Here is a 25,833-nt window from a genome sequence, read left to right as displayed (position 1 = left end):
GCCTGAGCTGTTTTTTTCTTTATCGAGGGCCTTATCGCCTATGTGGTACGAAGGTTTACTTGGCTTGTCCGCCTGGCAACTGGTGGCAGTCACTCTGTTGATGACCCACGTGACCATCGTTGCGGTCACGATCTATCTGCATCGCTATTCCGCGCACCGTTCCCTGGAACTCAACGCCGGCCTAAAACACTTCTTCCGCTTCTGGCTGTGGCTGACCACGGCGCAGAACACCCGCGAGTGGACCGCCATCCACCGCAAGCACCACGCCAAGTGCGAGACCGTCGACGACCCCCACAGCCCGGTGATCAAGGGCCTGTCCACGGTGCTGCGCAAGGGCGCCGAGCTGTATCGCGAAGAGGCCAAGAACTCGGAAACCCTGCGCATCTACGGCAAGAACTGCCCGGAGGACTGGATCGAGCGCAACCTCTACAGCCGCTACAAGCTGGGCGGTATCGCGCTGATGGCGGTCATCGACCTGCTGCTGTTCGGCACCATCGGCATCACCATCTGGGCGATCCAGATGATGTGGATTCCATTCTGGGCCGCCGGCGTGATCAACGGCCTGGGCCACGCCGTCGGCTACCGCAACTTCGAATGCCGAGACGCCGCCACCAACCTGGTGCCCTGGGGCATCATCGTCGGCGGTGAAGAACTGCATAACAACCATCACACCTACCCCAACTCGGCCAAGCTCTCGGTGAAGAAGTGGGAGTTCGACATGGGCTGGGCCTGGATCAAGGTCTTCAGCTTCCTGCGCCTGGCCAAGGTCCAGCGCGTAGCGCCCATCGCCCACCGGGTCGAAGGCAAGGGCCACCTGGACATGGACACGGCCATGGCCATCCTCAACAACCGGTTCCAGATCATGGCCCAGTACCGCAAGCTGGTGATCGGCCCGCTGGTGAAGCAGGAGCTGGCCAAGGTCGATCACTCGGTGCGCCACCAGTTCCACCGCGCCAAGCGCCTGCTGTCCCGGGAAACCAGCCTGCTGGAAGACCGCCACCACCTGCGCATCCAGACCATGCTGGAACACAGCCAGGCGTTGAAGGTGATCTACGAAAAGCGCCTGGCCCTGCAGCAGATCTGGGTCAAGACCAGCGCCAACGGCCACGACATGCTGGCGGCGATCAAGGACTGGGTGCACGAGGCCGAGGCCAGCGGTATCCAGTCCCTGCGGGACTTCGCCCACCAGTTGAAAACCTACTCTCTGCGGCCCACCGCAGCCTGAGCCAAAGCCCCTCGCCACAAGCCGGCGAGGGGCGACTGCGACCGTCCGGCGGGCGCGCCAGGTATCGCCGCAATGGCTGGGAACTTAGCGTCCGATCCCCTATCTCACTGAACACTTCGCCACCCAGGCGGGCTTGGTTGTGGCTGCTGTCGAACTTGGCGCGGCACGCCCTTTGAGATCTGTGCCGATGGTCAATAAGAATTCACACACTCCATCTTCGCTTCCCCAGTGGCCCGAAGCCGCGCAAACCCTGATGGCCCTGATGCATGCACAGGGCGAAGTCGCCCGCCTGACCGAGCGCGAGCAGCTGTTCAGCGCCCTGCTGGTCAGCGTCAATGCAGTGCTCTGGGCCTTCGATTGGGACAACCGCCAGGTGCTGTACGTCAGCCCGGCCTATGAACGGATCTTCGGCCGCCCGGCAGGCCTGCTGCTGGCGGACTTCAACCAGTGGCGCGACAGCATCTACCCCGACGACCTGGAATACGCCGAGCGCAGCCTGGCCCAGGTCCTGGACAGGGGCGCGGTGGAAGATCGCGAGTACCGCATCATCGATGCCCAGGGGCAGGTGCGCTGGCTCAGCGACAAATGCTTCATCAACCGCAACACCGAACCCGGGCAGCGGCTGATCGTGGTGGGCATTGCCGAAGACATCACCGAAAAGAAGCAGCTGGAAGCCGAGCTGCAACGCCTGGCCACCACCGACGTGCTGACCCAAAGCAGCAACCGCCGACACTTCTTCGAATGTGCCCATCGCGAGTTCGAACAGGCACGCCGGCAAGGTTTACCCCTGGTCTTTCTGTTGCTGGACATCGATGACTTCAAGGTGATCAACGACACCTACGGCCATCCCGAAGGCGACATCGTTCTGCAGCGCATTGCCGAGAGCGGACGGGCTGCACTGCGTCGGGGAGACCTGTTCGGGCGCATCGGCGGTGAAGAGTTCGCGGCGGTGTTTCCCGGCTGCAGCGCGGACATGGCCCATCAGGTTGCCGAACGCCTGCAGCGCGAGATTCAGCGGCAGACCTTCAGCTGCCAGGGCCAGACCTTCAACATCACCATCAGCCAGGGCCTGAGCAGCCGACGCCGCGAAGATGAAAGCCTCGACAGCCTGTTCGCCCGGGCCGATGCGGCGATGTACCAAGCCAAGCGCCAGGGCAAGAACCGCATCGTCAGCGGATAACCACGCGCGCCCCATCCGTGGGAGCTGGCTTGCCAGCGAACAGGCCCTAAAGGCCCACAGCGCGGTGGCGAATGTCTTCGCCGGCGAGCCGGCGGCTAAAGAGGATCAGCCCTTGCGCAGGCGGGAAAGCTCCGGCAAGCCGACTTTCAGCAGGCGCGCCGTCTTGCTGCGGGCCACCTCCTCCACCCCTTCATGTTCGGTCAGCCGCGCCAGTTGCGCCGCCAGGTTCATCACCAGGGCTTCGCGGGAATAGACCCCTCCGCCCAACTGGTAGATCGAGGCAATCAGTTCACGCAGCTCCAGGGGCATGCGCCAGCGAGTGCGCAGCGCCGAACCATAGGCGGCACCGAAGCGTTCCAGGGCATCACCGATTTCTTCCTGCTCATCCAGTTCGCCACCGGCCTGCTTCCACTCTTGCAGACAACGCAGCAATGCCAGATCGCCCAGCCGGTGCAACAGGCCCGCGCAATAGCAACGCTCCTGATCCAGGTCCAGCAGGCGGGCCAGGGTCCGACCATATTCCGCCGTGTGCAGCGACAGCTCCCAGTAGCGCTCGGCATAGTCAGCCAGGGCCGGGTCGCTCAGGCGCGCGCTGCGCTTGAGGGCCAGGCCCAGAATCAGGTTCATGCTTTGCCCGGTACCCAGCCGGTGCAGGGCCTGGGACAGGGTCTGTACGCCTTCACCGTTGTGTTGCGCGGCACTGTTGGCGGCGCAGATCAGCACGGCAGTGATCTGGGGATCGGTGCGGATCTCCTCCTCCAGCAGCTTGAGGTCCAGCCCGTCGGGGTTGAGGCTACGCTTGACCGCCAATTGCACATCGGTCAGCAGCGGTGCGCCATCGGCGATCTCGCGACGGCGTTCAAGAAAGGTCCACAGGGTCATGCCCGGGGCCAGGGTCGGCACCTCGCAGGCAACCTCCTGGCCAGCATCCAGCAGCAGCCCCTGCAGGCGCTGGGTCAGGCTTTCCATGTTCAAGGGTTTGGTCAGGTAGGCCGTGGGTGCCAGAGGCAAGGCCTCGCGCACGCTGGCACTGTCGCTGCGCACGCTGAGCAGAATGAAAGGCTGCAACGGGTTGCGCTTGCGCTGGCGCACGGAGCGCAGCAAGGCGAGACCGTCGATGCCCGGCAACTCCCAGTCGGCAATGATCAGGTCATAAGGTTTGGCGCTCAACAGTTCCAGGGCTTCCTGACCGTCGGCACACAGATCCAGACGCGCGTCACAGCGCACGTTGAGCAGCACTTGCTTGAGCAAATCACGAGACCAGGGATCGGCCTCGGCAATCAGCACACGAGGTACAGCGGGTAAATCAACAGCGGTCATGCAGCACGCTCCCTAGGCAATCCTTTGCACCTTAGTCAATGCACGGGCTTCCATACAGCGCAAATCCCCTATGGACCGCCTGGGGATGAAAAAAACCCGCCGAAGCGGGTTTTTTTGTCGATCAGGTCACAGCAGCAACCACTCAGAGTTCAGCGAAACACTCTTCGATGATGGCCAGGCCTTTATCCAGTTGCTCGTCCGGCGAGGTCAGCGGAACCAGAACCCGCAACACGTTGCCGTAGGTGCCGCAGGACAGCAGGATCAGCCCCTTGTCGCGAGCCTTGGCCACGACCTGAGCCACAGCAGCGGCGTTCGGCTTGTGGCTGTCGCCGTTTTCGAACAGTTCCACTGCGATCATCGCGCCCAGGGCGCGCACTTCGCCGATCACCGGGTACTTGGCCTGGATGGCCTTGAGGCCGGTCACCAGACGCTCGCCCACCGCCTTGCAGCGATCCAGCAGGTGTTCTTCCTCGAACACTTCCATCACCGCCAGAGCGGCGGCACAGGCGATCGGGCTACCGGCGTAGGTGCCGCCCAGGCCGCCTGGAGCGATGGCGTCCATGTATTCGGCCTTGCCGCAGACACCGGCCAGCGGGAAGCCGCCAGCGATGGATTTGGCGAAGGTGGTCAGGTCGGCGGCAACGCCCATCTGTTCCATGGCGAAGAAGGTGCCGGTACGGCCAGCGCCGGTCTGCACTTCGTCGGCGATCAGCAGGATGCCGTGCTGGTCGCACAGGGCGCGCAGGCGCTTCATGAACTCTTTAGGCGCGACGTAGAAACCGCCTTCGCCCTGCACCGGTTCGATGATGATGGCAGCGATATCACGTGGCTCGGCGTCATTTTTGAAGATGCGCTCGATGCTGGCGATGGAGTCGTCGATGCTCACCCCGTGCAGTTCGTTGGGGTACAGCGCGCGGAAGATACCGCCTGGCATCAGGCCCATGCCGGCCGAGTAAGGCACGACTTTACCGGTCAGGCCCAGGGTCATCATGGTGCGGCCATGGTAGGCGCCGGTGAAGGCGATCACGCCGGCGCGGCCAGTGGCGGCACGGGCGATCTTCACGGCGTTTTCCACGGCTTCGGAACCGGTGGTCACCAGCAGGGTTTTCTTGGCGAAGTCACCCGGAACCTTGGCGTTGATTTTCTCGCACAGTTCCACGTAAGGCTCGTAGGCCAGGACCTGGAAGCACGTGTGGGTCAGCTTGTTCAGTTGCTCGGTCACTGCGGCGATGATTTTCGGGTGCACGTGACCGGTGTTCAGTACCGCGATACCGCCGGCGAAGTCGATGAACTCGCGGCCTTCAACGTCGGTGACGGTGGCGTTCTTCGCGCTGTCGGCGAAGATCGGGTGAATCTGGCCTACACCGCGCGGTACAGCGGCTTCACGGCGTTTCATCAAGGATGCGTTGGTCTTGCTCATAGTGTCCTCATTCACCGCTGCTACAGCGGTGTGATTCAAGGGTTGCGGGGCGGGGAAGCGCCTGCGACAGCATGCGATGATCGACTGCCGGAGCGGTCCCGGGCCACCTTGAAAACGTGCGTTTTTAAAGCGGCGCCAGGGGACAGCGCTCTCGTGCCCCCGGCGCTTGAAACCGGATCAGATACCCAGGCAGAGGTATTTGATTTCCAGGTAATCCTCGATTCCGTACTTGGAGCCTTCACGGCCCAGGCCCGAAGCCTTGATGCCGCCGAACGGCGCCACTTCGTTGGAGATCAGGCCGGTGTTGACCCCGACCATGCCGTATTCCAGGGCCTCGGCGACACGGAACACACGCCCCAGGTCGCGGGCATAGAAGTACGACGCCAGGCCGAACTCGGTGTCGTTGGACATGGCGATGACTTCAGCTTCGTCTTTGAAGCGGAACAGCGGCGCCAGCGGGCCAAAGGTTTCTTCCTTGGCCACGGCCGCGTCTTTCGGCACGTTGACCAGGATGGTCGGCTCAAAGAAGTTGCCTTCCATGGACTTGCCACCGGCCAGCAGGGTCGCGCCTTTTTTCAGGGCGTCGGCGATGTGTTCCTGGACCTTGGCCACGGCTTTTTCGTCGATCAGCGGGCCGGTGGTGGTGCCTTCTTCCAGACCGTTGCCGATCTTCAGCTTGGCCACCGCGACTTTCAGCTTCTCGGCGAAGGCGTCGTACACCGAATCCTGAATGTACAGGCGGTTGGCGCAGACGCAGGTCTGACCGTTGTTACGGTATTTGGAGATGATCGCGCCTTCGACGGCCTTATCCAGGTCGGCGTCGTCGAACACGATGAACGGCGCGTTGCCGCCCAGTTCCAGGGACACTTTCTTGATGTCCTTGGCGCATTCGGCCATCAGCTGGCGACCGATTTCGGTGGAGCCGGTGAACGACAGCTTGCGCACGATCGGGTTGCTGGTCAGCTCGCCGCCGATGTCGCCGGCACTGCCGGTGACCACGCTCAGCACGCCTTTCGGAATCCCGGCGCGGTGCGCCAGTTCCACCAGGGCCAGGGCCGAGAACGGGGTTTGCGAAGCGGGCTTGATGACCATGGTGCAACCGGCGGCCAGGGCCGGGCCGGCTTTACGGGTGATCATCGCGGCCGGGAAGTTCCACGGGGTGATGGCGGCGGTCACGCCGATCGGCTGCTTGATCACGATCAGGCGCTTGTCCGGCTGGTGGCCAGGGATCACGTCACCGTAGATGCGCTTGGCTTCTTCGGCGAACCACTCGATGAAGGAGGCGGCGTAAGCGATTTCGCCCTTGGCTTCGGCCAGCGGCTTGCCCTGCTCCAGGGTCATCAGGCGACCCAGGTCGTCCTGGTTTTCGATCAGCAGTTCATACCAGCGGCGCAGCTTGGTGGCGCGCTCCTTGGCGGTCAGGGCACGCCAGGCCGGCAGGGCCTTGTCGGCGGCTTCGATGGCGCGGCGGGTTTCGGCGGCGCCCATCTTGGGTACGGTGCCGAGGATTTCACCGGTCGCGGGGTTGTTGACCTTGATCGTCTGGCCGTTGTCCGCGTCGACCCAAGCTCCATCGATGAAGGCTTGTTGGCGGAACAACTGGGCGTCTTTGAGCTGCATGTCGGCTTCCTTAACAGCACCGCGCATACGCGGGGCGAATTGTGATTGTAAAAAAGGCGCCCTGTCAGGCATGGACCGCGCTGGCGCGTCTGCAAGCCCTGGACAAAGCTGCCGTCAGGAAAATCGTTCACTGGGTAAAAGCACGAAAATGTCGCACACAAGGATAGACGTGCGCTTGGGCACCCAGGCAAGAGCGTTTGAAATCTCAAACGAATCCTAGGGTCAACAGGGGTAAAGGACAATAGGCTGTTCGAAAAAAAGAACGTAAACGTCCTTTAGGTTAAAAATTTCAGATCAACGTCACTCGCAACCGCCGAAAAGACAACGCCCCCGGGGCCTGCAGACCGCGGGGGCGTTGGCGTGACGCCAGGGAAAGGATCAGCTACTGAACGACTTGAGCACCGTCAACAGGCTGGTGAGGTTGTCGGCCACGCCGCCCTGGGCGACTTTCTCGGTGGCTGCCGCTCCGGCGGTGGTGTCGACGCTGTAGATCTGCATCACGCCCTGGTTGGTGGCCGCCTGGGCCAGGGTGTTTTGCTGCTGCTGGGCCGACACCGAGTTCTGGAACAGGATGGCCACGGACTGGCCCATGGACTGGTAGACGGTGCCCATCGCCATGGCCGGTGCTTCGGCAACGACCTTGACGTTGGTCTGGGTCACGGCATCGGTGATTTGCGGACTGACTGTGCTCATAAAAACTCCATTTTTTCAGCAGGAAAGTTCAACGGGAAATCAGGCGCTCAGCCACTCAGCTCTGGAAGGACTTGAGCACCGTCAGCAGGCTGGTGAGGTTGTCGGAGACCCCGCCCTGAGCAACCTTCTCGGTGGCGGCGGCGCCGGCGGTGGTGTCGACGCTGTAGATCTGCATCACGCCCTGGTTGGTCGCGGCCTGGGCCAGGGTATTTTGCTGCTGCTGCGCCGAGACCGAGTTCTGGAACAGGATCGCGGTGGCCTGGGCCATGGATTGGTAGATGGTGCCCATCGCCATGGCCGGCGCTTCGGCGACGACTTTGACGTTGGTCTGGGTGACGGCATCGGTGATTTGTTCGTTTACAAGTGGCATGGCTCAACTTCCTTTGTTAGTACACGGAGCATTCCGTGTCTTTGAGTGAACGTGGCAGCCGTTTTGCTGTGAACCGTGAGGCTTGGGACCGTCGGCTTATTTCAGGGGGGGCTTATTGCCCGGCAGCAGCGAGCACCTGCTTGAGGGTGTCCTCGACCTTCTGCGACAACTCGGCCATGCGCGCCTCGACGGCGACTTTCACCTCCTGCTGCACCAGGGCGCTGATCATCGCCTTGAGGGCTGGATCGTCGGCAGGGGCCAGGGCGGGAGTGGGTGTTGCGGCCGCGGTCTTGTCCGAACTTGGTGCTGCTGCCGGTTCCGATACGGCAGTCGGCGCAGCAGTGGCGGCCGCGGCCTGACTCTCGGCCACCGCCTGCAGTTGACGCAGCACCAGTTCGCGCGCCTGGGGATCGGCCCTATCGACGCCGACACCCGACAACTGCTCGATGATCTTGCGCGTGCGCTGCTCATCGGCCTCTATCAGCTCGACGGCCCGCTGCCGCGCCTGATCAACGCTCTGTTGCGCGGACTTGGACATGTCCAGCGGCTTGTCCTGGACAAACGCCTCCAGTACCTGGCGCTCGACCTGGGTCAATGGACGATTCAGATACTTCTCGGCAAAGAGAAGTATCGTCGCCATCGGGGTTTGCTCTTCATTCGCCATTGCATGCTCCTTGTTGATGAATGGCGTTGAAGGGCTGGGCACCGGGTCCGTCGAACTTCAACGCCTGGGGTGAACAGAGCGACCGGCGAACGCCGGCGCCTCTGGCACGACGGCCCCGGGCGCCTTGCGCGCCCGAGGGTCGGACTCAGGAAGACGACGATCGATTGGCCAGAGTGGCGCTGTACTTGGCGATGCTGGCGTCGATCTTGTCGATGGCCATGCCTGCCGCCTCCGCTTCCATCGCACCCGCCGCAGCCGCCACGGCAGCGGCCGCGCCGACCATCAGGTCGGTGGCCAGCACGCCCAGGGCGTCCTCGGCGGCGCCCTTGACGTTCTCTTTGACGATGTTCTCGGTCATCTGCTTGAGCAGCACCGCCTGGGCCGCCAGGGCCAGCTTGCTGACCCCGTCGAAATACCCCGCCGCCGACTGCGCCACCAGACCGGCGGCCTGACTGATCATCATGTCCGGCGCCGCTGCGATCTGCGCCGGGGCATAACTGAAGGTCTGGGCATTGGTGAACTGCACCGCCTGGACGATCTGGCTGTTGAGCGCATCAGTGCTGTCGGTGCTGGGGCTGCCGGCCTGCTTGAGCAAATGGGCGTTCATCGTCTCCATCACCGAAGGCCGCGCGGCGGCGGACGGCGGTGATGGCGCAGACTCGGCCGCCGCATCGGTGCCGGTCGACGTGGGCTCGCTGGGCGCCGCCTGAGGCTCGGCCGTTTCCGCACCCGGACTGGGGCCGGCCGCCGCGCTCGCGGTGTCATCGGCCGCGGCCGCGGGTGGGGTTTTCTTCTTGAACCATGCCATGACGATTCTCCCGGGCGATCAGCCCTATTCGCCGATCGCCATGATCAACGCCACGGCCTTGGACACCACCGCGTTAGAGATCTGGTTCAGCGCCTGCTGGCTGTTGACCGCGTTCTGCAACGACAGGCCCGCCGAGTGGCTGGCCACCTGATACAACGAGGCGATGGCCTGGGCCGGGGCTTCGGCCACCACCTTGACGTTGGTCTGGGTCACGGCATCGGTGATCTGCGAGTTGACCATTGGATCGGGCATACATCTCTCCTTAGATGGAATGGCCCACCGCAGAAGGCGGCGGCACCGGCTACAGCGTCGAAAACAGGCTCACTGAACAAGAACGTCCCGGCGCACCCGCTGTGAATCCTGCCACGCCCTCAACGCAGGGCCTCGCGCAACAATTGCACATGCTTGCGCGCCAGGGGCTGGTTCATTCCCAGCTCGGCGGCGATGTTCGGATAGGGCAGATCGTCGACAAACTTCAGTTCAAACAAGCGGCGTTTTTTAAAAGGCAATTGCGCCACCCGCCGACTGAGCAGGGCCAGGGTTTCCAGCAGTTCCACCTGCTCCAGCACCGACATCTGCGGCGCCTCCAGCTGCTGCAGCGGGTCGTCCTCGAAATCGGCGAAATCCACGAACAGACGCTGTTCCCGCGCCCGCCGCCGACAGCTGTCGACAAACACATGATCGAGCACCAGGAACAGAAAACCCTGGGGATCGCGAATCCGCTCCGGCGAACGGCGAAAGAACAGCAGCGCCTTGATCGCCGTGGCCGCCAGCCACTCCTGGGCGCCATCGGCGTTACCCCGCGCCAATTGCCGGGCGCGGCGCTGCAACCCGGGCAGCACCGCCTTCCAGCTGGCCTCGAACAGATGATCCGCCAACGCTGTCGGCAGGCCCTCTTGCATCAAACAGTTCATCTCCCGCACCTCCCTGTGCCCCGTGACTGCACGGATATGGCTGCAGGTTGCGCTGGGCCGAACGGCCGATGCAGCGGGAAAAACTGCCACTACGGCCCGGGTTTCCGGGGATTGCGCCGGGCGGTGGAAAAGGGATGCAAGCCGGCGTGGACGCTTCGAGTCGACATAGGTATGATGTCGCCCGCACTGCATCCGTAGCTCAGCTGGATAGAGTACTGCCCTCCGAAGGCAGGGGTCGTGGGTTCGAATCCCGCCGGGTGCACCAGCTTCAACGAGAAAGCCCCAGGTCTGATGGCCTGGGGCTTTTTTGTTTCCGAAAGCCGGCGTTGCCGGCAGCAGCCTCATTCACTCCCTGATCCAGGACGACGGCTCGCGACTGGAGGCTGTCCCGGTGGAGCGCGACTTGCTACATTCCCAGCCCCCCCGGACAGGAGGTCCCGATGCTGCGCCATCCCCTGCTCAATCAGCCCTTCAAGCCAGACCTACGTGATTGGGTCAGCTGTTTCATGGGCTATGACATGCCCCAGGCACTGGATGCCGAACTGAGCCGCTATAACCCCAACGATTCCCAGGACCGCGAATACCTGATCCGTCATTACGCATTGCGGCGCGACTACCCCCAGCAGAACTTCCGTCATCGGCAACGGCTGGTAGAGGTTCTGCAAGCCGCACTGGACGATCCGGACTATGACTTCGACAACATCTGGGAGCCTGCTGAAGATGACGACGAATACGCGCAATGGCCCAGCACTTGGCCGGCGGTGCTCGACGACAGCCGGGACTTCTTCCAGCGCCTGCTGGTCGCGGCCCGGGAGCTGTGGCACGAGGACCTGAGCCGCGCACGGTTGCCTCCTCTGCAGGAATGCAGGGCGATTGCGCAGCGGGATCGGGGCACCCGCGACTGGCTGTTCAACATCGACAACAGCGAAACCTGGAGAGCGGTCTTCAATGAGGCGGCCACGCCCTATGACTTCAATACCCCAGGCCCGGTGTTTCAAGGCGAGCAACTGAGCCTGCAGCTGTATGGCGATCTGGGACGGCTGTCCGTGCCTTCCACCTGGCCGGCGAGCCAGGCCCCAACCCACTGCCGCTTGCTGCTTCAGGTCCAGGGCATCAGCGAACTGGCGGTCAGCGGTACGCGCTTCGACGGGCGCATGCGTACCCAGCTCACCCGCCTCAACCCCGGTTATCACCTGCGCCTGGAAATCGGTTTTGACTGCGTGATCGAATGCGTGGCGCTGTCCGTGAACATCACCGACGTCGAAGGAATACGCGATGAAAAGCAACTTTGAAATAGCCCTGGAGCGTCAGGAAATACCCCAGTTCTTTCGCGGCCAGGGCCAGTACCTGACCCGGGACGGCGATTGGGACGAGCACCTGTACTGCATCAACTGGCCGGGGATCTTCGCTTACCTGCGGGACCACGCCGATGGCGCACAGCAACTGAGCAGCGCCTTCGAGCTTTACGTCTACAGCGTTGGGGAAACCATCGAGGATTGCTTCGGCCTGCGGGAAAACCTGTTCGGCTATTACTCGACCCGGACCCGCTGGGCGCCCGAGAGCGTCGATCTGCTGGCACAGCTGCCGGAGCCCTGCCGGCGGCGCATCGTGCAGCGTTTGAGCTGGTATCGCTGGCAGGTGGAAAATCACGCCCGGCTGCTGCCGGAACGGGCCCGGCGCATGACCGCAGACGGTGCCTGCGCCGAGTTCATCGACCTGCCCGCCTTGCCCTACAGCTGAACCCGGCGGCCGCCGGAATTATTCATCCTCGGCGGCTTCGGCGTCCTGCTGCGCTTGTTCGGCTTCGTCCTGCGCCTCGGGATCAGCGCCCTCTTCAGCCTCTTCCAGGCCAAAGTCCTTGCGACTCTCCTTGATGGCCTGACGGATATCCGCGCCCTTGATCGGGCAGTTCAACATTGCCGCTATACGGTCGATGCGGGGTGCCATGACCGGCCTCTCACTTTCTGGAAACTGCGCAGATAGTGCGCGCTTTCCCTGGCGACAGCCAACCCCCGCACCTTATTGACGACGCAAGGCTTGCAGGCGCGCGTCCAGATCCTCCTGTGGATACTGTTCATGCAACTGGAGCAGTAGCTCGGCCGCCGCACGGCTCTGGCCGTCTTCCCACAGGCGCAAGACCGCCTGAAGTTGCTCATCCAGCCGTTTGATCGTCCGGGGCTCGACCGGGGCCGACATGCGCTTGGCCAGCTTGCTCGACTCGGCCCTGGGCTTGGCCAGCGCAGGTGGCGCTGCATCAGCGGACGCTTCCATCTCCGGCGCCGCGGCAAAACTGCCGACAGGGGCCGCCGGTGCGATGGGCGAAGGGGCTGCGGGCTCAGGGACGCTCAAGGCCCCGGCCAGCTCGGCGGAGCGTGGCGCCGCCTGGCGTGCCATGGGTGCAGCTGGGGCTGGAGCGGGCGCAGGGACAAAGGCCTGCTCTTGTGGATAGTGCTCCGGGGAAGGCCGCAGCAAGCCAATGACCAGCGCCACGCCAAACAGGCTGGCAAAGGCCAGTTGATAGCGCGGCCGCTGGCAGGCCTGCATCCAGCGCTGCCAAAGGCTCGGCTTGGGCGCCGGGGCTTCGCGGCGCGCGGTGGCCAGGATCAGGGCATCCAGATGCGCCGGAGGCTCCTGAGCGCTGTGTTGACGGATGTGCGCCAGCATCTGTTCTTCAGGGGACGGGGTCTGTCGGGCGTCAGTCATGTGCGTACCTCCTCGGCCAGGAGCCGACGCAATTTTTTCAGCGCGTAGCGCAAACGGCTTTTCACCGTTTCCAGCGGCGCCTGGGTCAGGCTGGCGATCTCCGGCAGTTCCAGGTCGCCGTGGGCGCGCAGCAGGAACACTTCGCGCTGGTCTTCGGGCAAGTCTTGCAAGGCGGCTTCGATACGCTGCTGGTCGCGGCACAGGCTCAGTTGCTGTTCGGGACCGGGAGCCTGGTCGGCTTCGCCATGCAGTTGTTCGTCATAGCTGTCGTGCAACGGGTTGCGCTGGCCGTGCTTGCGCCAGTGATCGATCAGCCGGTTGCGAGCAATCTGATACAGCCAGGTACGAAAGCTGGCCCGGCCCTGAGGCTGGCTGGCGCTGCGGATCAGGCTGAGCCAGGTGTCCTGGTAGACCTCTTGCGCCAGCTCGGCCTTGCCGCACAGGCCCAGGACAAAGCGATACAGGCCCTGGCGATGGCGCTGGTAGAGCAGCTCGAAGGCCGCAGGATCTCCGGCGCGATAACGCGCCAGCAGCGCTTCATCGCTGCTGGCATCGGTGGACACTTGGGGAGCAGACATAGGGCGGATGAACTCCTGTTCACTGCTCGTAATGGGTCTATTCAAGACGGCTCTGCACTTGGCTTACGTCCAACGGATGAGCCTCGGCCTGGGCAGCATTTTCCGTCTGGGTTTTCGGCGCCTGAGTTTGCAGACTTTGCGCCAGCTCCACCAGTTGTACGAACTCGCCGCGCAGTCCGTAAGGATCTTCGCCCTTGGCGCCCCGGGCCAGCTTGGCGGTGTCGGTCAGGCTGAAGTTGCCGGTGTAGCGGCCGTCCTTGAGTTGCTGGGAGAACGCCGCCACCGCAGCAGCGAAGCGCAGGTCGGGGCTGGCCTCAGCCAGTTTAGCCGGCTGCTGCGCGCTGATCGGCCGTTCGATCAAGCGGCTACTGCCACCTTCCGGCGCCTTGTAGCGCACCCGCAGCATCGCTAGTTCACCATTCTTGCCACTCTGCTGCGGCGCCTTGGCCTGTGCATAACGCAGGGGCTCCAGCCAGCCCTTCTCGCCCGCCGGGACGATTTCATACAACGCGGTCACCGTATGCCCAGCGCCGATTTCCCCTGCGTCCACTTTGTCGTTGCTGAAGTCTTCACGCTTGAGGGCACGGTTCTCATAACCCAGCAAACGGTATTCGCTGACTTGGGCCGGGTTGAATTCCACTTGCAGCTTCACGTCCTTGGCCACCACCGCCAGGGTGGAACTGAGCTGGTCCACCAGTACCTTGCGCGCTTCGCGCAGGTTATCGATGTAGGCGTAGTTGCCGTCACCGGCATCGGCCAGTTGCTCCATCAGGTGCTCGTTGTAGTTATCCACACCGAACCCCAGGGTGGTCAGGGAGACACCGCTCTTGCGCTTCTCGGCGGCCATGGCCTTGAGGCTGTCGAAGTCGCTGATGCCGACGTTGAAGTCGCCGTCGGTGGCCAACAGGATGCGGTTGATGCCCTTGTGGATAAAACCCTGCTGGGCCATCTGGTAGGCCAGCTGGATGCCCGAGGCGCCCGCCGTGGAACCACCGGCGGTGAGCTGTTCGATAGCAGTGCGAATCTTCGCCTTGTCGCGTCCGGATGTAGGCTCCAGCACCACTCGCGATTCGCCGGCGTAGACCACCAGCGACACCCGATCCTGATCCCGCAGTTGATCCACCAGCAGCTTGAGGGTGCTTTTCACCAGGGGCAGGCCTTCGCGGCGGTCCATGGAGCCGGAGACGTCCACCAAAAACACCAGGTTGGCCGGGGCCAACTCTGCCACCGCACGATCCGATGCCTTGATGCCGATGCGCAGCAAACGAGTGTGGGAGCTCCACGGCGAGGGCGCCAGCTCGGTGGTCACGCCGAAGGGCGAGCCATCGCTGGGCAGGGCGTAATCGTAGGGGAAATAGTTGACCAGCTCTTCCAGGCGCACCGCGCCTTCCGGCGGCAGGCTGCCCTGGTTGAGCAAGCGGCGGACATTGGCATAAGCACCGGTATCGACGTCGGCGCTGAAGGTAGAGACCGGTGCTTGGGCAACGCTGTGGATCGGGTTGTCCGGCAACTTCTGGTACTGCTCACGGGCCTCGTCGCGGTAACCGGCCATGATCGAATCACGGGCGGCGATGGGCGCCGGCATCGGTGCCGACAACCTCATGGGATGCGCCACGCGCTTGGTCATGGCGGCATCGGCGTGTTGCGCCTCGTACTGCGCTTCAGGCGCAGCCGGCAATGCTCCCTGGGTTGACGACCCGGCGGCGGATTCGGGCTTGGACGACACACCACAGCCGGCAACCGCCAGCAACAGACCGGCGGCGAAACCCTGGGCGACCGGACGAAGGAAATGCACGGGAAGGGACATGGGGGCTGACCTCGGGAAGAAATGATCCATTCCCCCCTTCAGACGAAGCCCCTGAGCCATTCGGGTTAAGCCCCGGAAAAAAATTCACTCAGCGAGCGTAACGGCGCACCACACTGCTATTGCGCAACACGTGGCCGTTGATCTTCTCCAGCAACTGAGCCCGGGTCAGCCCGGCAGGCAGGGCATCCGGCGCCAGATCCAGGGCGTAGATCTGGATGATGTAGTGGTGCGCGCTGTCACCCACCGGCGGGCATGGGCCCATGTAGGAAGTACCGTTGCGGCTGTTGAGGCCGCCCACACCTTCCAGAGTCGACTTGGTGCCAGCTCCGGCGGGAATCTGCCGAGTGCTGGACTTGATGCCGTAATGCACCCAGTGATCCACACCCTGGCCCTTGGCGCCGTCCGGGTCGTGCATGACGATGGCGTAGCTCAAGGTGCCGGTGGGGCCTGCGGTCCAGTTCAGGGCCGGGGAGTTGTTGTGCCCGCCACAGCCCTTGGCATCACTGGCATTGCCGGTGGTGAACAGCCGGTCATCCGAGACCCCAGGGATATTCAGGGTAAAACGCTCCTGGGCCTGCACGGGAAACTGCAGGCACAGCAGCACGGCACCAGCGGCCAGCCAAGTATTGCGGGAGGCAAAGCGAGACATACGAAAGCACCTTTTGCAGATGAGATCAGGGGGCCAGAGGACTATAGCCTGCACAAAAGAGCGCGCTCCTTCGTGCAGGGCGCGGGGAGATTGAGCTTGAGGACAGGGGTAGTTGTAAATGAATATTTCAGAGTCCAACCGCGATCGCGAGCACAGTTCACGGCCGGCCAGACACTGCGCCCGACATGACGCGGCAGGCCCTCAGCCTCGATGGGCCTGCATGTACTGACGCAGCAATTGGTTGATCCGCGTCTGATAACCCGCGCCCTGGCCCTTGAACCACTCCAGCACATCGGCGTCCAGGCGAATGGTCACGGCCTTCTTGCCCGGCAGGTGCACCTCGGCGCGGCGAAAGAAATCGTCATCCAGCTCGGGAATATCTGAAGTATCGATGCTCTGGTCATCGGCTTTCGCCAGGCGCTCCCAATCCGTTTTCGATCCGTCAGTTTTCGATCCGTTGGACATAATATTTAGCCTCCCGTTTAGTGGCTTTTCGCGCCGAGATAATGCGCACCGCATGACCCCGCCGCTCGGTATGGACCACCACGCCCACCAGGGTCCTGATCCAACCGAGGCTGACCCAGCGTTCTTCGCCGTAGTCCAGGCGCTCATCGCGCAAGGACAGCACCGGACGCTGGAACATCAGCACGGCATCGTTGAAATCGATGCCGTGCTTGAGCAGGTTGGCGTGGTTCTTGGCCTCGTCCCATTCAAAGTACATGAGCAATTCCGTATTTACAAATGTACATACAGGCTAGCCGAGCGTTCGCCAAAAGCGCCCTGGGTAAACACCTGGAAATACAGTCGTAAGCAGGATGGATGTGTACGGAAAAAGCCCTACAGCGTTCTCGGAAAAGACACCGCCACACTTGCCTTGCACCGCTGGAAGCCGGCGGCTTATAGTCCGGCCGTCGCCCAGATGGCGACTCGGGTTTGGCGACCCGACATATAGAGAATGCAAACAACCTGCTTGCAGGTTTTTTTGCGCCCACATGATTGCTCTATGGCGGTTGTGCGTGGGAGACCTTCGGGTCTGTCGGTTTTCTCTATTGCCGGCTCGCCAACCTGCGCACAACTGCCACCTATTGTTTGGCGACGGTAAGTGGACAGCCGCTCAACTAACGGAATAGAGAGAACTGATCATGAACCGCTACATGCCGATAACCGGCCACGACTGCCTGATTCCTTCCCTGCTGATCGACACCCAGGCGCCCATCGACGTGCTGCACGACGCCGCAGCCTTTCGCATCCGCGCCGCGACCCAACTGCTGGAGAACTTCGCCGCCGAGACCCTGCGCAGTGAACCGGTGGTTTTGCAGGAACTGACCCTGGTGTGCAGCATCCTGCTGCGCGATGGCTGTGATCTGCTGGATGTGACATCACGGCGCCTGCGGCCGCAGGCCGAACTCTAAACACCCCAGGGCGGCTTCCCGGCCGCCCGCTTTTCATAAGGAAATGCCATGCATAAACCCGCAACAGAACTCCCCCAGCGCCAGATCCGCGCGCTCTACGACGCCGACACCATCCGCGTCTACCAGGCCTACTCCGACAGCATCGCCGACGCCGCCCTGGCCCACGGCACCTTCGTCTCCCCGCCCTTCAAGATGGAGCGCATGACCTGGATAAAGCCGTCTTTCCTGTGGATGATGTACCGCGCCGGCTGGGGCTACAAAGACGCCGGACAGACCCGCATCCTGGCCATCGACATCAGCCGCGAAGGCTTCGAATGGGCCCTGGCCAACGGCTGCCTGAGCCATGCCGACGAGTCCATGAGCAAAGAAGAGTGGTTGAAGTTGAAAGATCAGTCGCCGGTGCGCATTCAATGGGACCCAGAACGGGATCTGTACTTGCGGCCACAGGAACACCGAGCGATCCAGATCGGCCTGAGCAAGGAGGCTGTGGCGTTGTATGTGAACCAGTGGATCAAGCGCATCACCGATGTCACGCCCCTGGCCCACGAGATTCATCGGCTTATTCAGCTAGGTGATTTGGACGGCGCCCACAGTCTGATTCCGCAAGAACAGGAATATCCCACTCCCCGCGAGTACAGATGAGTCGCCCTTGGCGCCAGCTCAACCATCAGCGACGCCTGCCCTACCTCCTCAGGACTGAGGCGCAAACACTGCATGACGACCCCTCTCCGGACAGCAAAACGCCCGGGCTGTTGAACAGCGCCGGGCGTTGGGCTTCGCGGTCGGAGGGCGCCAGAGACGCCCCCACTTAGGGCTTACTGCAGGGTGCCAGCACCGCCCATTTTGCTCATGACAAAACCCACGAACTGCTCGACGGTCATCTTCTGGCCGTTGAAATTCACTTCGTTATTGGCGTAGTGCAGCGACGACACCACCGCATTGCCTTCCAGCTTGGCCAACTGGGTGGCCAGGGCCATGGCGCTGAGCATTTCCGCGGTGGCGGCGCTTTGCTCGGCGATCTGCTTGGCGTCGGTCTGGCCTTCGGCCTGGGCCTGCAAGGCGGCGACGTCAGCCAGCATCGGCTTGGACAGCGACAGCTTGGCGTCCAGCTGGCTGATCAGTTGCTTGCCCAGCTCAGCCGGCGGCAGTTCCAGGCTCTGCGGCTTGGCCAGGTCCAGGCTCAGGCTGAAGCGGCTTTCACCACCAGCGGTCTTGAATGCCAGGCTTTCCAGGGCGATCTGTGGTTTGGCTTCCAGGACCTTGTTTACCGCGGCACGCACCTTGACCTGCTGGGCGTCGCTCATTTGCAGTTCCGGTGCCGGCTCACCCTCGGCAGTCGCCTCGTTGGCCGCCTGCTGATACGGCTGCAGCACGGTCTGGTAGATCTGGAGCAGATCGAGCATGCCCTGGCTGTCGAGGTTCTTCATGCTCCAGAGCATCTCGGCCGAACCCACGGTCTTGCCGTCGAAGGCGATTTCGCCAACGCGGTAATCCGCACGACCAGCCACGTTGCTGCCGGTTTCTTCGCTGGAGGTCTTCTGTTCGAAGTTCTTCAGGGTCAGCACCGACTGCTTGTCACCGAAGGTGGCCTTGGTGCTGGTGAGCTCCAGGGTGTTCTGCCCCAGGTAGTAGTCGAAGCTGCTCTTTTGCAGGTTGCTGGCCAGGGTCAGGCCATTGATGTCCAGTTTGAGCGGTGCTTTTTCTGGCGAGCTGAGGAACAGGCTCAGGCTGTCCATGTAGCCGTCGACCTTGGCTTTCTGGCGGTTTTCGCTGACGCTGAAGGTGGCGTTCAGGCCGGAGAACTTGAGGTTGTTCAGCTCATCCAGGGCCAGCTCCATCGGAGCGAAATCCACAGTGCCCTCGGCGGACAGGTCATAGCCAACATTGACCACGCCCTTGAACGGTGCAGCGCCCTTGGTGGCGGCAAACCACTTGTCAGTCTGGGCATTATTTTCCAGTTGGTAATGACTGGACGCCATGACGGGCAGCCACTTGAGACGGATCAGGCGCGAGAAAGGCAGCGGGCCGTGTTCGATGTGGTCGGCGATCATCAGTTCCAGCCCACCGTTGAACACCTCGCCCTCGGTCTTGAGGCGGTAGCGGGCGTCGCTACTGAACACGCCACGCTCCAGGGACACCAGTTCCAGGGTAGCGGTGGCGTCGTAACCGATCAGCGCCGCTTGCAGCTCCTTGTTGCTTTCAACCACCTGCTGCTGCAGAACCCCTTCCAGCTTGGTGCCGGTGTACCAGGCGCCGCCGGCACTGATGACACCTACCGCGACGACGATTCCTAACAGTACGCCTGCTGATTTATTCATGTCTGACCCGATCAATATCCGTTGTTTGAAGGTGTGCTCGTCTTCCCTGAACCCATGACGGGTTGCGGCTCGACTCCGCGCAAAACCGGCGCAGATTACCACTGGCGGCTAGCGCGAGCCCAATCTTTGAATGTGAAAAACCGCGGAACGCGGGGGAGCGGGCCCTGTAGCGGTTACCACAGGGCCGGGGGAAGGGATTTCAGGAATACTCGACTTCCAGGGCGTCAAGTTGATGGTCGAAGCTCTTGAGACGGGCGCTCCAGGTGTAGACCAGTACTTCGAAGTCCCGATCGATCACCGGGCTGTTACCGCGGGACTCACCCCGTGGGTCGCAGAAATCCAGCTGATATCGCTCCCGGGCCATGGCGGTGGCGACATCCGACAGTTCCCGGGCATTGCTCAGCCAGTGATGGCCGTCATCGGCCTGTTTGTCGAGCAGCATGCACTGCTTTTTCAGGGCTTCCAGGCTCTTTTCCAGCGGGGTGCCGGTGAGTTCGCCCATGACTTCGGCGAAGGTCCGCCCCGGCTGCCAGTAGCTGCCCCAGAAGTAACGGTCGAACACGGTCTCAACCCGGCGCAGAGCCACCTTGGTGTCCCAGATCATCACCAGGGTCTTGCTCTGTTCGAGCTGTCTTTTCTTGATTTTCTGACTTTGCCACGAGGCCCAGGCCACCACACCGATGGCCAACACCGCGATCAGCGCGCTGGCGCTGTCGAGGAACACCATGGCCTTGTCGATCTGGTGGGCCAGCATGATGCCGTAGAAGTAGGTGGCAGACAGCAGCACCAGTGCACAGAGCGCACACCAGAAGCCCGGAGCATAAGGGTTTTTCATTATTGGAATCCCCATGACCATCACATGCTTTGATCGGCTGGAAAGTCCATTGCACGCCGGACTGTTCCAACAGATCAAAGCATAGCAACGGCCTCAGGGTTTCGCGGGTTGCGAGCCTTGCGTTCGTCCGCTTTCCCAGCCGCCGCCCAGGGCCAGGAACAGATCGATCTGGCTCATTGCCACCTGAGTATTGGCCGCCGCCAACTGCGCGCGCATGTCGGTGTAGGTGCGGGTGGCTTGCAGGTCGGCGAGGAAGGAAGCGCGCCCGGCCTGGAAGAAACGGTGAGTCTGGTCCGCCGCCAGTTGCGCCGACTGCTCGGCATCCGCCAGGGCCTCGCGGCGTTGCAGCTGGGCGCTGTACTGGGCCAGGCCGGTCTGGGTTTCACGAATGGCGTTGAGCACGACTCCGTCGAAATGGGCCAGGGCGCCCTGGCTCGCCGCTTCGGCCTCATGAATGCGCTCACGGGCGCCGTTGGCCGGCACCGTCCAGCTGATCAGCGGACCGAAGCCCCAGCGGTTGGTGGAGGGCTTGCCGAGGTTGTCGAGGATGCCCACGGTGCCGACCGTCGCGCCAATGCTGATGTCCGGGTACAGGGCCCCGGTGGCCACGCCGATGCGCGCGGTGGCGGCGGCCAGTTGGCGCTCGGCCTGCCGTACATCGGGACGACGCTTGAGCAGCGCCGCGCCATCGCCCACCGGCAACAGTTGGGCGATGTGCGGTAACTCGGCGCACGTGCCGGTGCCGGCGGGCAGTTGATCCAGCGGTTTGGCCAGCAGCATCGACAGGCGAAACAGCCCCGACTGGCGCGCGGCTTCATAGCGCGGCAACTCGGCGCGCAGGGACTTGAACTGGGTCTGGGAGCGGGTGACCTGGGTTTCATCGCCGCGCCCGGCATCGCGCAGGCGCTGGGTCAGTTCGGTGCTCTGGGCTTGCAGGCGCAGGGAGTATTCGGCGATTTCCCGCTCCTCGTTGGCCGCGCAGACCTGGGTATAGGCGCGCACCACGTCCGCCACCAGGGTGATGCGCGCGGTATCGGCCGCCGCCTGGGTGGCATCGGCATTGGCCTGGGCCGCTTCGATGCCGCGTTGCAGGGTACCGAACAGGTCGAACTGGTAAGAGGTGCTGATGGACAGGTTGCCGACGTTGGCCACCGGCACTTTTTCCGGCAGCAGGAAGGCTTCGCCAGACTCCTGCAAACGCTCGACCCCGGCCTTGACCCCACCGCTCCAGCCACCGGCGGCCTGGGCCTCATCCACCTGAGCCCGGGCCCGGGCCAGGTTGGCCGCGGCCACGCGCAAGTCGGTGTTGGAGGCCAGGGCCTGCTGCACCAGCTGGTCCAGACGCGGGTCCTGGTACAGGCGCCACCAGTCGGCGGGCACCGGCGCCGACACCACATTGGCGCCCTGGGCGGTCAATTGGCCCTGCAGGTCCTGGCGTTGCAGCGCCGCGTCCTTGGGCAGACGGTAATCCGGCCCGACCATCTGGCAGGCCGAGAGCAGCAGGCCGAGTCCGGCCAGGGCCAAACGTGCGCCGCTGTTCATTGGCCGGGCCCCCGCTGGGCCTGGTCGTCGAGGATCGACACCGTGGCGGTACGCCCGGCGATCATGCGGAAGTCCGCCGGCACCTCGTCAAAGGCGATGCGCACCGGAATCCGCTGGGCCAACCGCACCCAGCTGAAGGCCGGGTTGACGTTGGGCAACAGGTTGGAACCGCTGCTGCGGTCACGGTCCTCGATCCCGGCGACGATGCTTTCCACATGCCCGCGCAGCCGCGCGCGGTCGCCGATCACACGGATGTCCACCGCCTGACCAACATGAATGCCGTCGAGCTTGGTCTCTTCGAAATAGCCATCGATATGAAAGGAATTGCTGTCCACCACCGACAGCACCGGGCGCCCGGCGGTAACGAATTCCTGAGTCCGCGGTGCGCGGTCGTTGACGTAGCCGTCCACCGGGCTGCGTACCACCGAACGGTCGAGGTTGAGCTGGGCGCTGTCCACCGCCACCTGGGCCTCGGCCAGGACCGACTGGGCACGGGCCTCGCGGGACTGGCTCTCTTCCAGTTGCTCGCGCGGCACCAGATTGCCCAGGCCACGGTTGCGCTTGGCCTCGCGCTGGGCCTGGGCCAGGGTTTCCTGACGGTCGGCCAGGGCGGCCTTGGCCTGGCGCAGGGCCAGCTTGAAACGGTCCTGATCGATGCTGAACAACACCTGGCCGCGCTTGACCAGCTGGTTGTCGCGCACTTCCACCTGCTGGATCAGCCCGGACACATCCGGGGCGATCTGCACGATGTCGGCACGAATATGCCCATCCCGGGTCCAGGGCGCGAACATGTAGTACATCACCATGCGCCAGACCACCACGACCGCGAAGGTCACCACCAGTAACGTCAGGACCACACGGCCAATGGTCAATAAAGGTTTTTTCATGTCATCAGGTATCGACTGAGAGAGTCCACCGCGCCCAGCAGCAGCGCGTAGAGACCCACGTTGAACAGCGCCCGGTGCCAGACCAGACGATAAAAGTGCAAGCGCGTCAGCACCCCGTGCACCAACAGGTACAAGCCATAGGTGATGCCCATCAGCACCAGCAGCGTGGGCAGAAACACCCCGCTGATATCCAGATCACCGATCACAAGGGCGCTCCATCAATGCCATGGGGAAGGGGTTGTTCAAGCTCGCCGGTGGCGACGAATTCCACCCCCGGCAGCAGCGCCAGGCGCAGGCCACTGAGGGCGTGCAGCAGGTGCAGGCGGGTTTCGTCGTCGCCTTGCAGGCCCTGGCTGTTGAGCGCTCGCCGAGTGCGATCCAGGGTCATCAGCAACGCACTGGGTGCGGGCAGGCGCTCACCGGCCTTGAGGCAGGCCTTGAAGTATTCGCCGACCTCGGCCACCACCCGGCGCAGCAGGGTCTGGGCCTGTCCTTGCACCCGTGGCGCGTAGGCCTGCAGGTCCAGGACATTGAGCGCCACGCGCAACTCCCGCAGGGCGGCACCGGTGTCCTGGCCGGTCATGGCCAGGCGCGGCAGGTGCTGCATCAGCCGGTCGAGCATCTGCGCGCCCATGTGCCGGTGCTCGGCCAGGGTTGCCGGCTCGGAGAGGCTGACGATGTCGCGCCAGCTGAAGCGGGTCAGGCGCTTGGCCGCCAGCTCCGAACCGAACGGCCGGGCGATCAGGGTCCAGACAAAGGCAAACAGCAGGCCCATGGGCCCGGCCAGGTTGGCGTTGGCAAAACTCAGGAAGTCCGCGTCGTAGGCGCCCTGGATGCTGATGAAGGACGAGGTGTTGACGATGGTCAGGAGCATGCCCAGGTAGAACCGCGGTTGTACCGTCAGGGTGCCGACGCAGATGAAGGGCACGGCAAAGGCCAGCACCAGCATGGGGAAGTCATGCAGGTTGGGCAGGATCAGGAACAGGTAGAGGCTGGCGAACAGCACCGACATCGCGGTCCAGAAAAAGAACCGGTAGATCTGCGGGGCCGGGTCGTCCATGGAGGCGAAGAAGCTGCAGGCCACCGCCGCGAGGATCACCGCGCTGCCGCCGTCGGTCCAGCCCAGGAGTATCCACAGCACCGAGGCGACGATGATTGCGAGCACCGTCGAGCCCGCCGAGTACAGCATCAGCCCGCGGTCGAGAAAGGGCGTCAGCCGGCCCAGGCGCCAATGTCGGTAGACCGCGCGCCAGGGGGCCTGACTTTCACTCTGGATGGCGTGCTGCAGGCTGCGGCAGTCCTGCCACAAGTCGATCCACTCGCCGAGGCGGTACAGGGCGTTGGACAGCAGCAACTGGTGCCGGTCATCCAGGGCTTCTGCGCTCGGCTGCAGGGCTTCAAGCTCATCGCGCAGGGCTTGCCAGCGTTCCACCGAAGCGTCCCGGGCGGTGCCTTGCAGCCATTCATCGGCCTTGGCCAGCAAGGGGGCGAACTGCGCCACCAGCTCCGGGGTACGCCGCTCCAGGGCGTACAAGGCGTCATCCAGAGCATCCACCACCGGCAGCAGGTGGATCATCCGCCCGCGCAGTTCCTTGGTGTTGCGCACCGTCTGCGGCCGGGCGCCTTCGTGGGGCAACTGGCCGATCATCAACTCCAGGGTGTTGAAGGTGCCCACCATCGACGTGCGCAAAGCGCTGACTTCTTCAGGCTGGACGTTGCGGGCCAGGAAGCGCTGGCTGTAGCGCGCGGCATCGGCGAACCACTTGCTGGTGGAATCGACGAACACCGGGGCCAGCCGCCGGGGCCAGAACAGGCTGCCGATGACCGCAGCGCAAATGATGCCGAGGAAGATTTCCTCGGTTCGTGCCTCGGCCACATCCCACACCGCCAGGGGGTTGTCCACCACCGGCAGGGCAATCAGCGGCAAGGTGTAGCCGGCCAGCATCAGGGCGTAGTTGTTGGCAGTGCGCAAATGCATGGACAGGAACAGCAAGATCCCGGTCCACAGGGCGATGATCAGCACCAGCAGATAGGGACTCTGCACGAACATCGGCACCAGCAGCACCGCAGCCGCCGCGCCGAGAAAGGTACCGACCGCCCGATACAGCGCCTTGGAACTGGTGGGGCCGACAAAGGGGCTGGAGACGATGTACACCGTGGCCATGGCCCAATAGGGACGCGGCATCTGCATCAGCATGGCGATGTACAGCGCGATCATCGAGGCGGCGAAGGTGCGTACACCGTAGAACCAGTCCCGCGCGGGGGGCATACCGGTGAAAAAGCCTTTCAAGATGGCAGCACCGGTACATGGCTGGCGGACTCGAAGGCGCGAATCACCCGCAGTGCCGCTTCCAGGTCGCTGCTACTGATGCCTTCGAGGACTTCATGGCGCAGGCGCACCAACTCACTCTCCACGGCGTGCACCAGCTCGCGGCCGCTGTCGGTCAGGCTCAGGCATTTGGCCCGGCGATCGTTGGGGTCTTCACTGCGGCACACGTAGCCGGCGCTGCACAGTTGATCCAGCAGGCGCACCAGCGACGGGCTTTCCATCCCCGCGGCCTGGGCCACCGTGACCTGACGCACGCCCTCGCCCAGGCGCCCGATCATCAACAGGGGCACCGCACAGGCTTCGGAGATGCCAAAGTTGACCAGGGTGGTCTGGCAGATACGCCGCCAATGCCGGGACGCGACCACCATGCCACTGCTGATGTTCATGTGGAGTGATTCAAGGGAGTTGGACACTAGATGGTTCGCACACTGTTAGTTTGCTAACTATCAATATGGCATCCACGGATAAATCCAGTCAAGTTTTGTAACAATTACCCAACCCAAGCATCCTGCTGATCCGCTTCCAGCCAGAGCAGATACTGAAAAGGTATATACTTTTT

29 protein-coding genes and 1 tRNA gene are annotated in these 25,833 nt (G+C 63.3%); 7 read left to right on the top strand and 23 right to left on the bottom strand.

Features of this window, described 5'->3' with window-relative positions; genetic code table 11:
• The first annotated feature begins 40 nt into the window (after positions 1 to 40).
• Both desA and PFZ56_RS06810 read left to right on the top strand, forming a co-directional pair.
• Positions 41 to 1,225, top strand: a complete 1,185-nt coding sequence (gene desA / locus PFZ56_RS06815; protein ID WP_170002528.1) for a delta-9 fatty acid desaturase DesA — start codon at positions 41 to 43, stop codon at positions 1,223 to 1,225.
• A gap of 187 nt (positions 1,226 to 1,412) precedes the next feature.
• Positions 1,413 to 2,405 (top strand): sensor domain-containing diguanylate cyclase, encoded by a 993-nt coding sequence (locus PFZ56_RS06810; protein WP_102882698.1) that lies wholly within the window; start codon positions 1,413 to 1,415, stop codon positions 2,403 to 2,405.
• Positions 2,406 to 2,510: 105 nt separating this feature from the next.
• Here PFZ56_RS06810 and PFZ56_RS06805 read toward each other — a convergent pair whose 3' ends face one another.
• The 9 genes from PFZ56_RS06805 to PFZ56_RS06765 form a co-directional block, all read right to left on the bottom strand.
• The gene (locus PFZ56_RS06805) at positions 2,511 to 3,725 is read right to left on the bottom strand and encodes a response regulator (protein WP_110595271.1); all 1,215 of its coding nucleotides are present in this window, start codon (positions 3,723 to 3,725) and stop codon (positions 2,511 to 2,513) included.
• A 142-nt stretch (positions 3,726 to 3,867) separates the two neighbouring features.
• Entirely contained in the window at positions 3,868 to 5,145 is a 1,278-nt protein-coding gene (gene gabT, locus PFZ56_RS06800; protein ID WP_102862579.1) for a 4-aminobutyrate--2-oxoglutarate transaminase, read from the bottom strand.
• A 177-nt stretch (positions 5,146 to 5,322) separates the two neighbouring features.
• The gene (gabD, locus tag PFZ56_RS06795; protein ID WP_102882696.1) at positions 5,323 to 6,765 is read right to left on the bottom strand and encodes an NADP-dependent succinate-semialdehyde dehydrogenase; all 1,443 of its coding nucleotides are present in this window, start codon (positions 6,763 to 6,765) and stop codon (positions 5,323 to 5,325) included.
• Between the two features lie 378 nt (positions 6,766 to 7,143).
• Positions 7,144 to 7,458, bottom strand: a complete 315-nt coding sequence (locus PFZ56_RS06790) for a RebB family R body protein (protein WP_102862578.1) — start codon at positions 7,456 to 7,458, stop codon at positions 7,144 to 7,146.
• A gap of 55 nt (positions 7,459 to 7,513) precedes the next feature.
• Complete coding sequence (locus PFZ56_RS06785; protein WP_011058563.1) at positions 7,514 to 7,828, bottom strand: RebB family R body protein; 315 nt, start codon at positions 7,826 to 7,828, stop codon at positions 7,514 to 7,516.
• Positions 7,829 to 7,940: 112 nt separating this feature from the next.
• The gene (locus PFZ56_RS06780; protein WP_249735456.1) at positions 7,941 to 8,468 is read right to left on the bottom strand and encodes a hypothetical protein; all 528 of its coding nucleotides are present in this window, start codon (positions 8,466 to 8,468) and stop codon (positions 7,941 to 7,943) included.
• 169 nt (positions 8,469 to 8,637) lie between these two features.
• Positions 8,638 to 9,300, bottom strand: a complete 663-nt coding sequence (locus tag PFZ56_RS06775) for a hypothetical protein (protein ID WP_102882694.1) — start codon at positions 9,298 to 9,300, stop codon at positions 8,638 to 8,640.
• Positions 9,301 to 9,324: 24 nt separating this feature from the next.
• Positions 9,325 to 9,552, bottom strand: a complete 228-nt coding sequence (locus PFZ56_RS06770; RefSeq protein ID WP_011058560.1) for a RebB family R body protein — start codon at positions 9,550 to 9,552, stop codon at positions 9,325 to 9,327.
• Positions 9,553 to 9,671: 119 nt separating this feature from the next.
• Positions 9,672 to 10,214: an RNA polymerase sigma factor gene (locus PFZ56_RS06765; RefSeq protein WP_162884103.1), complete on the bottom strand. Its 543-nt coding sequence runs from the start codon at positions 10,212 to 10,214 to the stop codon at positions 9,672 to 9,674.
• Positions 10,215 to 10,402: 188 nt separating this feature from the next.
• On the opposite strand from PFZ56_RS06765, the gene PFZ56_RS06760 reads away from it, so the two are divergent.
• From PFZ56_RS06760 to PFZ56_RS06750, 3 genes are all read left to right on the top strand, one after another.
• Positions 10,403 to 10,479: transfer RNA gene (locus tag PFZ56_RS06760), tRNA-Arg, on the top strand.
• A 175-nt stretch (positions 10,480 to 10,654) separates the two neighbouring features.
• Positions 10,655 to 11,506, top strand: a complete 852-nt coding sequence (locus PFZ56_RS06755; RefSeq protein ID WP_170002525.1) for a hypothetical protein — start codon at positions 10,655 to 10,657, stop codon at positions 11,504 to 11,506.
• The gene (locus PFZ56_RS06750) at positions 11,490 to 11,954 is read left to right on the top strand and encodes a hypothetical protein (protein WP_102882689.1); all 465 of its coding nucleotides are present in this window, start codon (positions 11,490 to 11,492) and stop codon (positions 11,952 to 11,954) included. The genes PFZ56_RS06755 and PFZ56_RS06750 overlap by 17 nt, the downstream gene beginning before the upstream one ends.
• Positions 11,955 to 11,972: 18 nt before the next feature.
• Here the strand turns inward: PFZ56_RS06750 and PFZ56_RS06745 are convergent, their stop codons facing one another.
• The 7 genes from PFZ56_RS06745 to PFZ56_RS06715 all read right to left on the bottom strand — a co-directional run bounded on the left by PFZ56_RS06745 (position 11,973) and on the right by PFZ56_RS06715 (position 16,672).
• Positions 11,973 to 12,161: a hypothetical protein gene (locus tag PFZ56_RS06745; RefSeq protein WP_102862572.1), complete on the bottom strand. Its 189-nt coding sequence runs from the start codon at positions 12,159 to 12,161 to the stop codon at positions 11,973 to 11,975.
• A gap of 72 nt (positions 12,162 to 12,233) precedes the next feature.
• Complete coding sequence (locus tag PFZ56_RS06740) at positions 12,234 to 12,917, bottom strand: hypothetical protein (RefSeq protein ID WP_170002523.1); 684 nt, start codon at positions 12,915 to 12,917, stop codon at positions 12,234 to 12,236.
• The gene (locus PFZ56_RS06735) at positions 12,914 to 13,495 is read right to left on the bottom strand and encodes an RNA polymerase sigma factor (protein WP_170002521.1); all 582 of its coding nucleotides are present in this window, start codon (positions 13,493 to 13,495) and stop codon (positions 12,914 to 12,916) included. Before PFZ56_RS06735 ends, PFZ56_RS06740 begins: the two co-directional genes overlap by 4 nt.
• A 37-nt stretch (positions 13,496 to 13,532) precedes the next feature.
• Positions 13,533 to 15,302, bottom strand: coding sequence for a VWA domain-containing protein (locus PFZ56_RS06730; protein WP_170002519.1), 1,770 nt, complete (start codon positions 15,300 to 15,302; stop codon positions 13,533 to 13,535).
• Positions 15,303 to 15,390: 88 nt separating this feature from the next.
• Positions 15,391 to 15,951, bottom strand: coding sequence for a YbhB/YbcL family Raf kinase inhibitor-like protein (locus PFZ56_RS06725; RefSeq protein WP_170002517.1), 561 nt, complete (start codon positions 15,949 to 15,951; stop codon positions 15,391 to 15,393).
• A gap of 201 nt (positions 15,952 to 16,152) precedes the next feature.
• A complete protein-coding gene (locus tag PFZ56_RS06720) occupies positions 16,153 to 16,416 on the bottom strand; it encodes a BrnA antitoxin family protein (protein ID WP_110595261.1) in 264 nt (87 codons plus the stop codon).
• Entirely contained in the window at positions 16,394 to 16,672 is a 279-nt protein-coding gene (locus PFZ56_RS06715; RefSeq protein WP_102882683.1) for a BrnT family toxin, read from the bottom strand. Before PFZ56_RS06715 ends, PFZ56_RS06720 begins: the two co-directional genes overlap by 23 nt.
• A 421-nt stretch (positions 16,673 to 17,093) precedes the next feature.
• Here PFZ56_RS06715 and PFZ56_RS06710 point away from each other — a divergent pair, with 421 nt between their 5' ends.
• Both PFZ56_RS06710 and PFZ56_RS06705 read left to right on the top strand, forming a co-directional pair.
• Positions 17,094 to 17,363 carry a hypothetical protein gene (locus tag PFZ56_RS06710; protein WP_170002515.1) on the top strand — a complete coding sequence of 90 codons (270 nt, stop codon included), beginning with the start codon at positions 17,094 to 17,096 and terminating at the stop codon, positions 17,361 to 17,363.
• 48 nt (positions 17,364 to 17,411) lie between these two features.
• Positions 17,412 to 18,005, top strand: a complete 594-nt coding sequence (locus PFZ56_RS06705) for a DUF4291 domain-containing protein (RefSeq protein WP_102882682.1) — start codon at positions 17,412 to 17,414, stop codon at positions 18,003 to 18,005.
• 173 nt (positions 18,006 to 18,178) lie between these two features.
• Here the strand turns inward: PFZ56_RS06705 and PFZ56_RS06700 are convergent, their stop codons facing one another.
• The 7 genes from PFZ56_RS06700 to PFZ56_RS06670 all read right to left on the bottom strand — a co-directional run bounded on the left by PFZ56_RS06700 (position 18,179) and on the right by PFZ56_RS06670 (position 25,660).
• A complete protein-coding gene (locus PFZ56_RS06700; protein ID WP_170002513.1) occupies positions 18,179 to 19,681 on the bottom strand; it encodes a YdgA family protein in 1,503 nt (500 codons plus the stop codon).
• 199 nt (positions 19,682 to 19,880) lie between these two features.
• Positions 19,881 to 20,516 (bottom strand): NADH:ubiquinone oxidoreductase subunit N, encoded by a 636-nt coding sequence (locus PFZ56_RS06695; RefSeq protein WP_102882680.1) that lies wholly within the window; start codon positions 20,514 to 20,516, stop codon positions 19,881 to 19,883.
• A gap of 93 nt (positions 20,517 to 20,609) precedes the next feature.
• Positions 20,610 to 22,058 (bottom strand): efflux transporter outer membrane subunit, encoded by a 1,449-nt coding sequence (locus PFZ56_RS06690; protein ID WP_110651260.1) that lies wholly within the window; start codon positions 22,056 to 22,058, stop codon positions 20,610 to 20,612.
• Positions 22,055 to 22,945: an HlyD family secretion protein gene (locus PFZ56_RS06685; RefSeq protein ID WP_170002511.1), complete on the bottom strand. Its 891-nt coding sequence runs from the start codon at positions 22,943 to 22,945 to the stop codon at positions 22,055 to 22,057. Before PFZ56_RS06685 ends, PFZ56_RS06690 begins: the two co-directional genes overlap by 4 nt.
• The gene (locus PFZ56_RS06680) at positions 22,942 to 23,151 is read right to left on the bottom strand and encodes a DUF1656 domain-containing protein (protein ID WP_011058538.1); all 210 of its coding nucleotides are present in this window, start codon (positions 23,149 to 23,151) and stop codon (positions 22,942 to 22,944) included. Before PFZ56_RS06680 ends, PFZ56_RS06685 begins: the two co-directional genes overlap by 4 nt.
• On the bottom strand, positions 23,148 to 25,235 hold the full coding sequence (locus PFZ56_RS06675; protein WP_170002509.1) for an FUSC family protein: 2,088 nt from the start codon (positions 25,233 to 25,235) through the stop codon (positions 23,148 to 23,150). Before PFZ56_RS06675 ends, PFZ56_RS06680 begins: the two co-directional genes overlap by 4 nt.
• On the bottom strand, positions 25,232 to 25,660 hold the full coding sequence (locus PFZ56_RS06670; protein WP_110595253.1) for a MarR family winged helix-turn-helix transcriptional regulator: 429 nt from the start codon (positions 25,658 to 25,660) through the stop codon (positions 25,232 to 25,234). The genes PFZ56_RS06675 and PFZ56_RS06670 overlap by 4 nt, the downstream gene beginning before the upstream one ends.
• Positions 25,661 to 25,833: the final 173 nt, after the last annotated feature.

The organism is Pseudomonas danubii (genome assembly GCF_042980055.1).
In the GTDB taxonomy this organism is placed as follows: domain Bacteria; phylum Pseudomonadota; class Gammaproteobacteria; order Pseudomonadales; family Pseudomonadaceae; genus Aquipseudomonas; species Aquipseudomonas danubii.
This window is presented reverse-complemented; position numbering and strand designations above follow the sequence as displayed.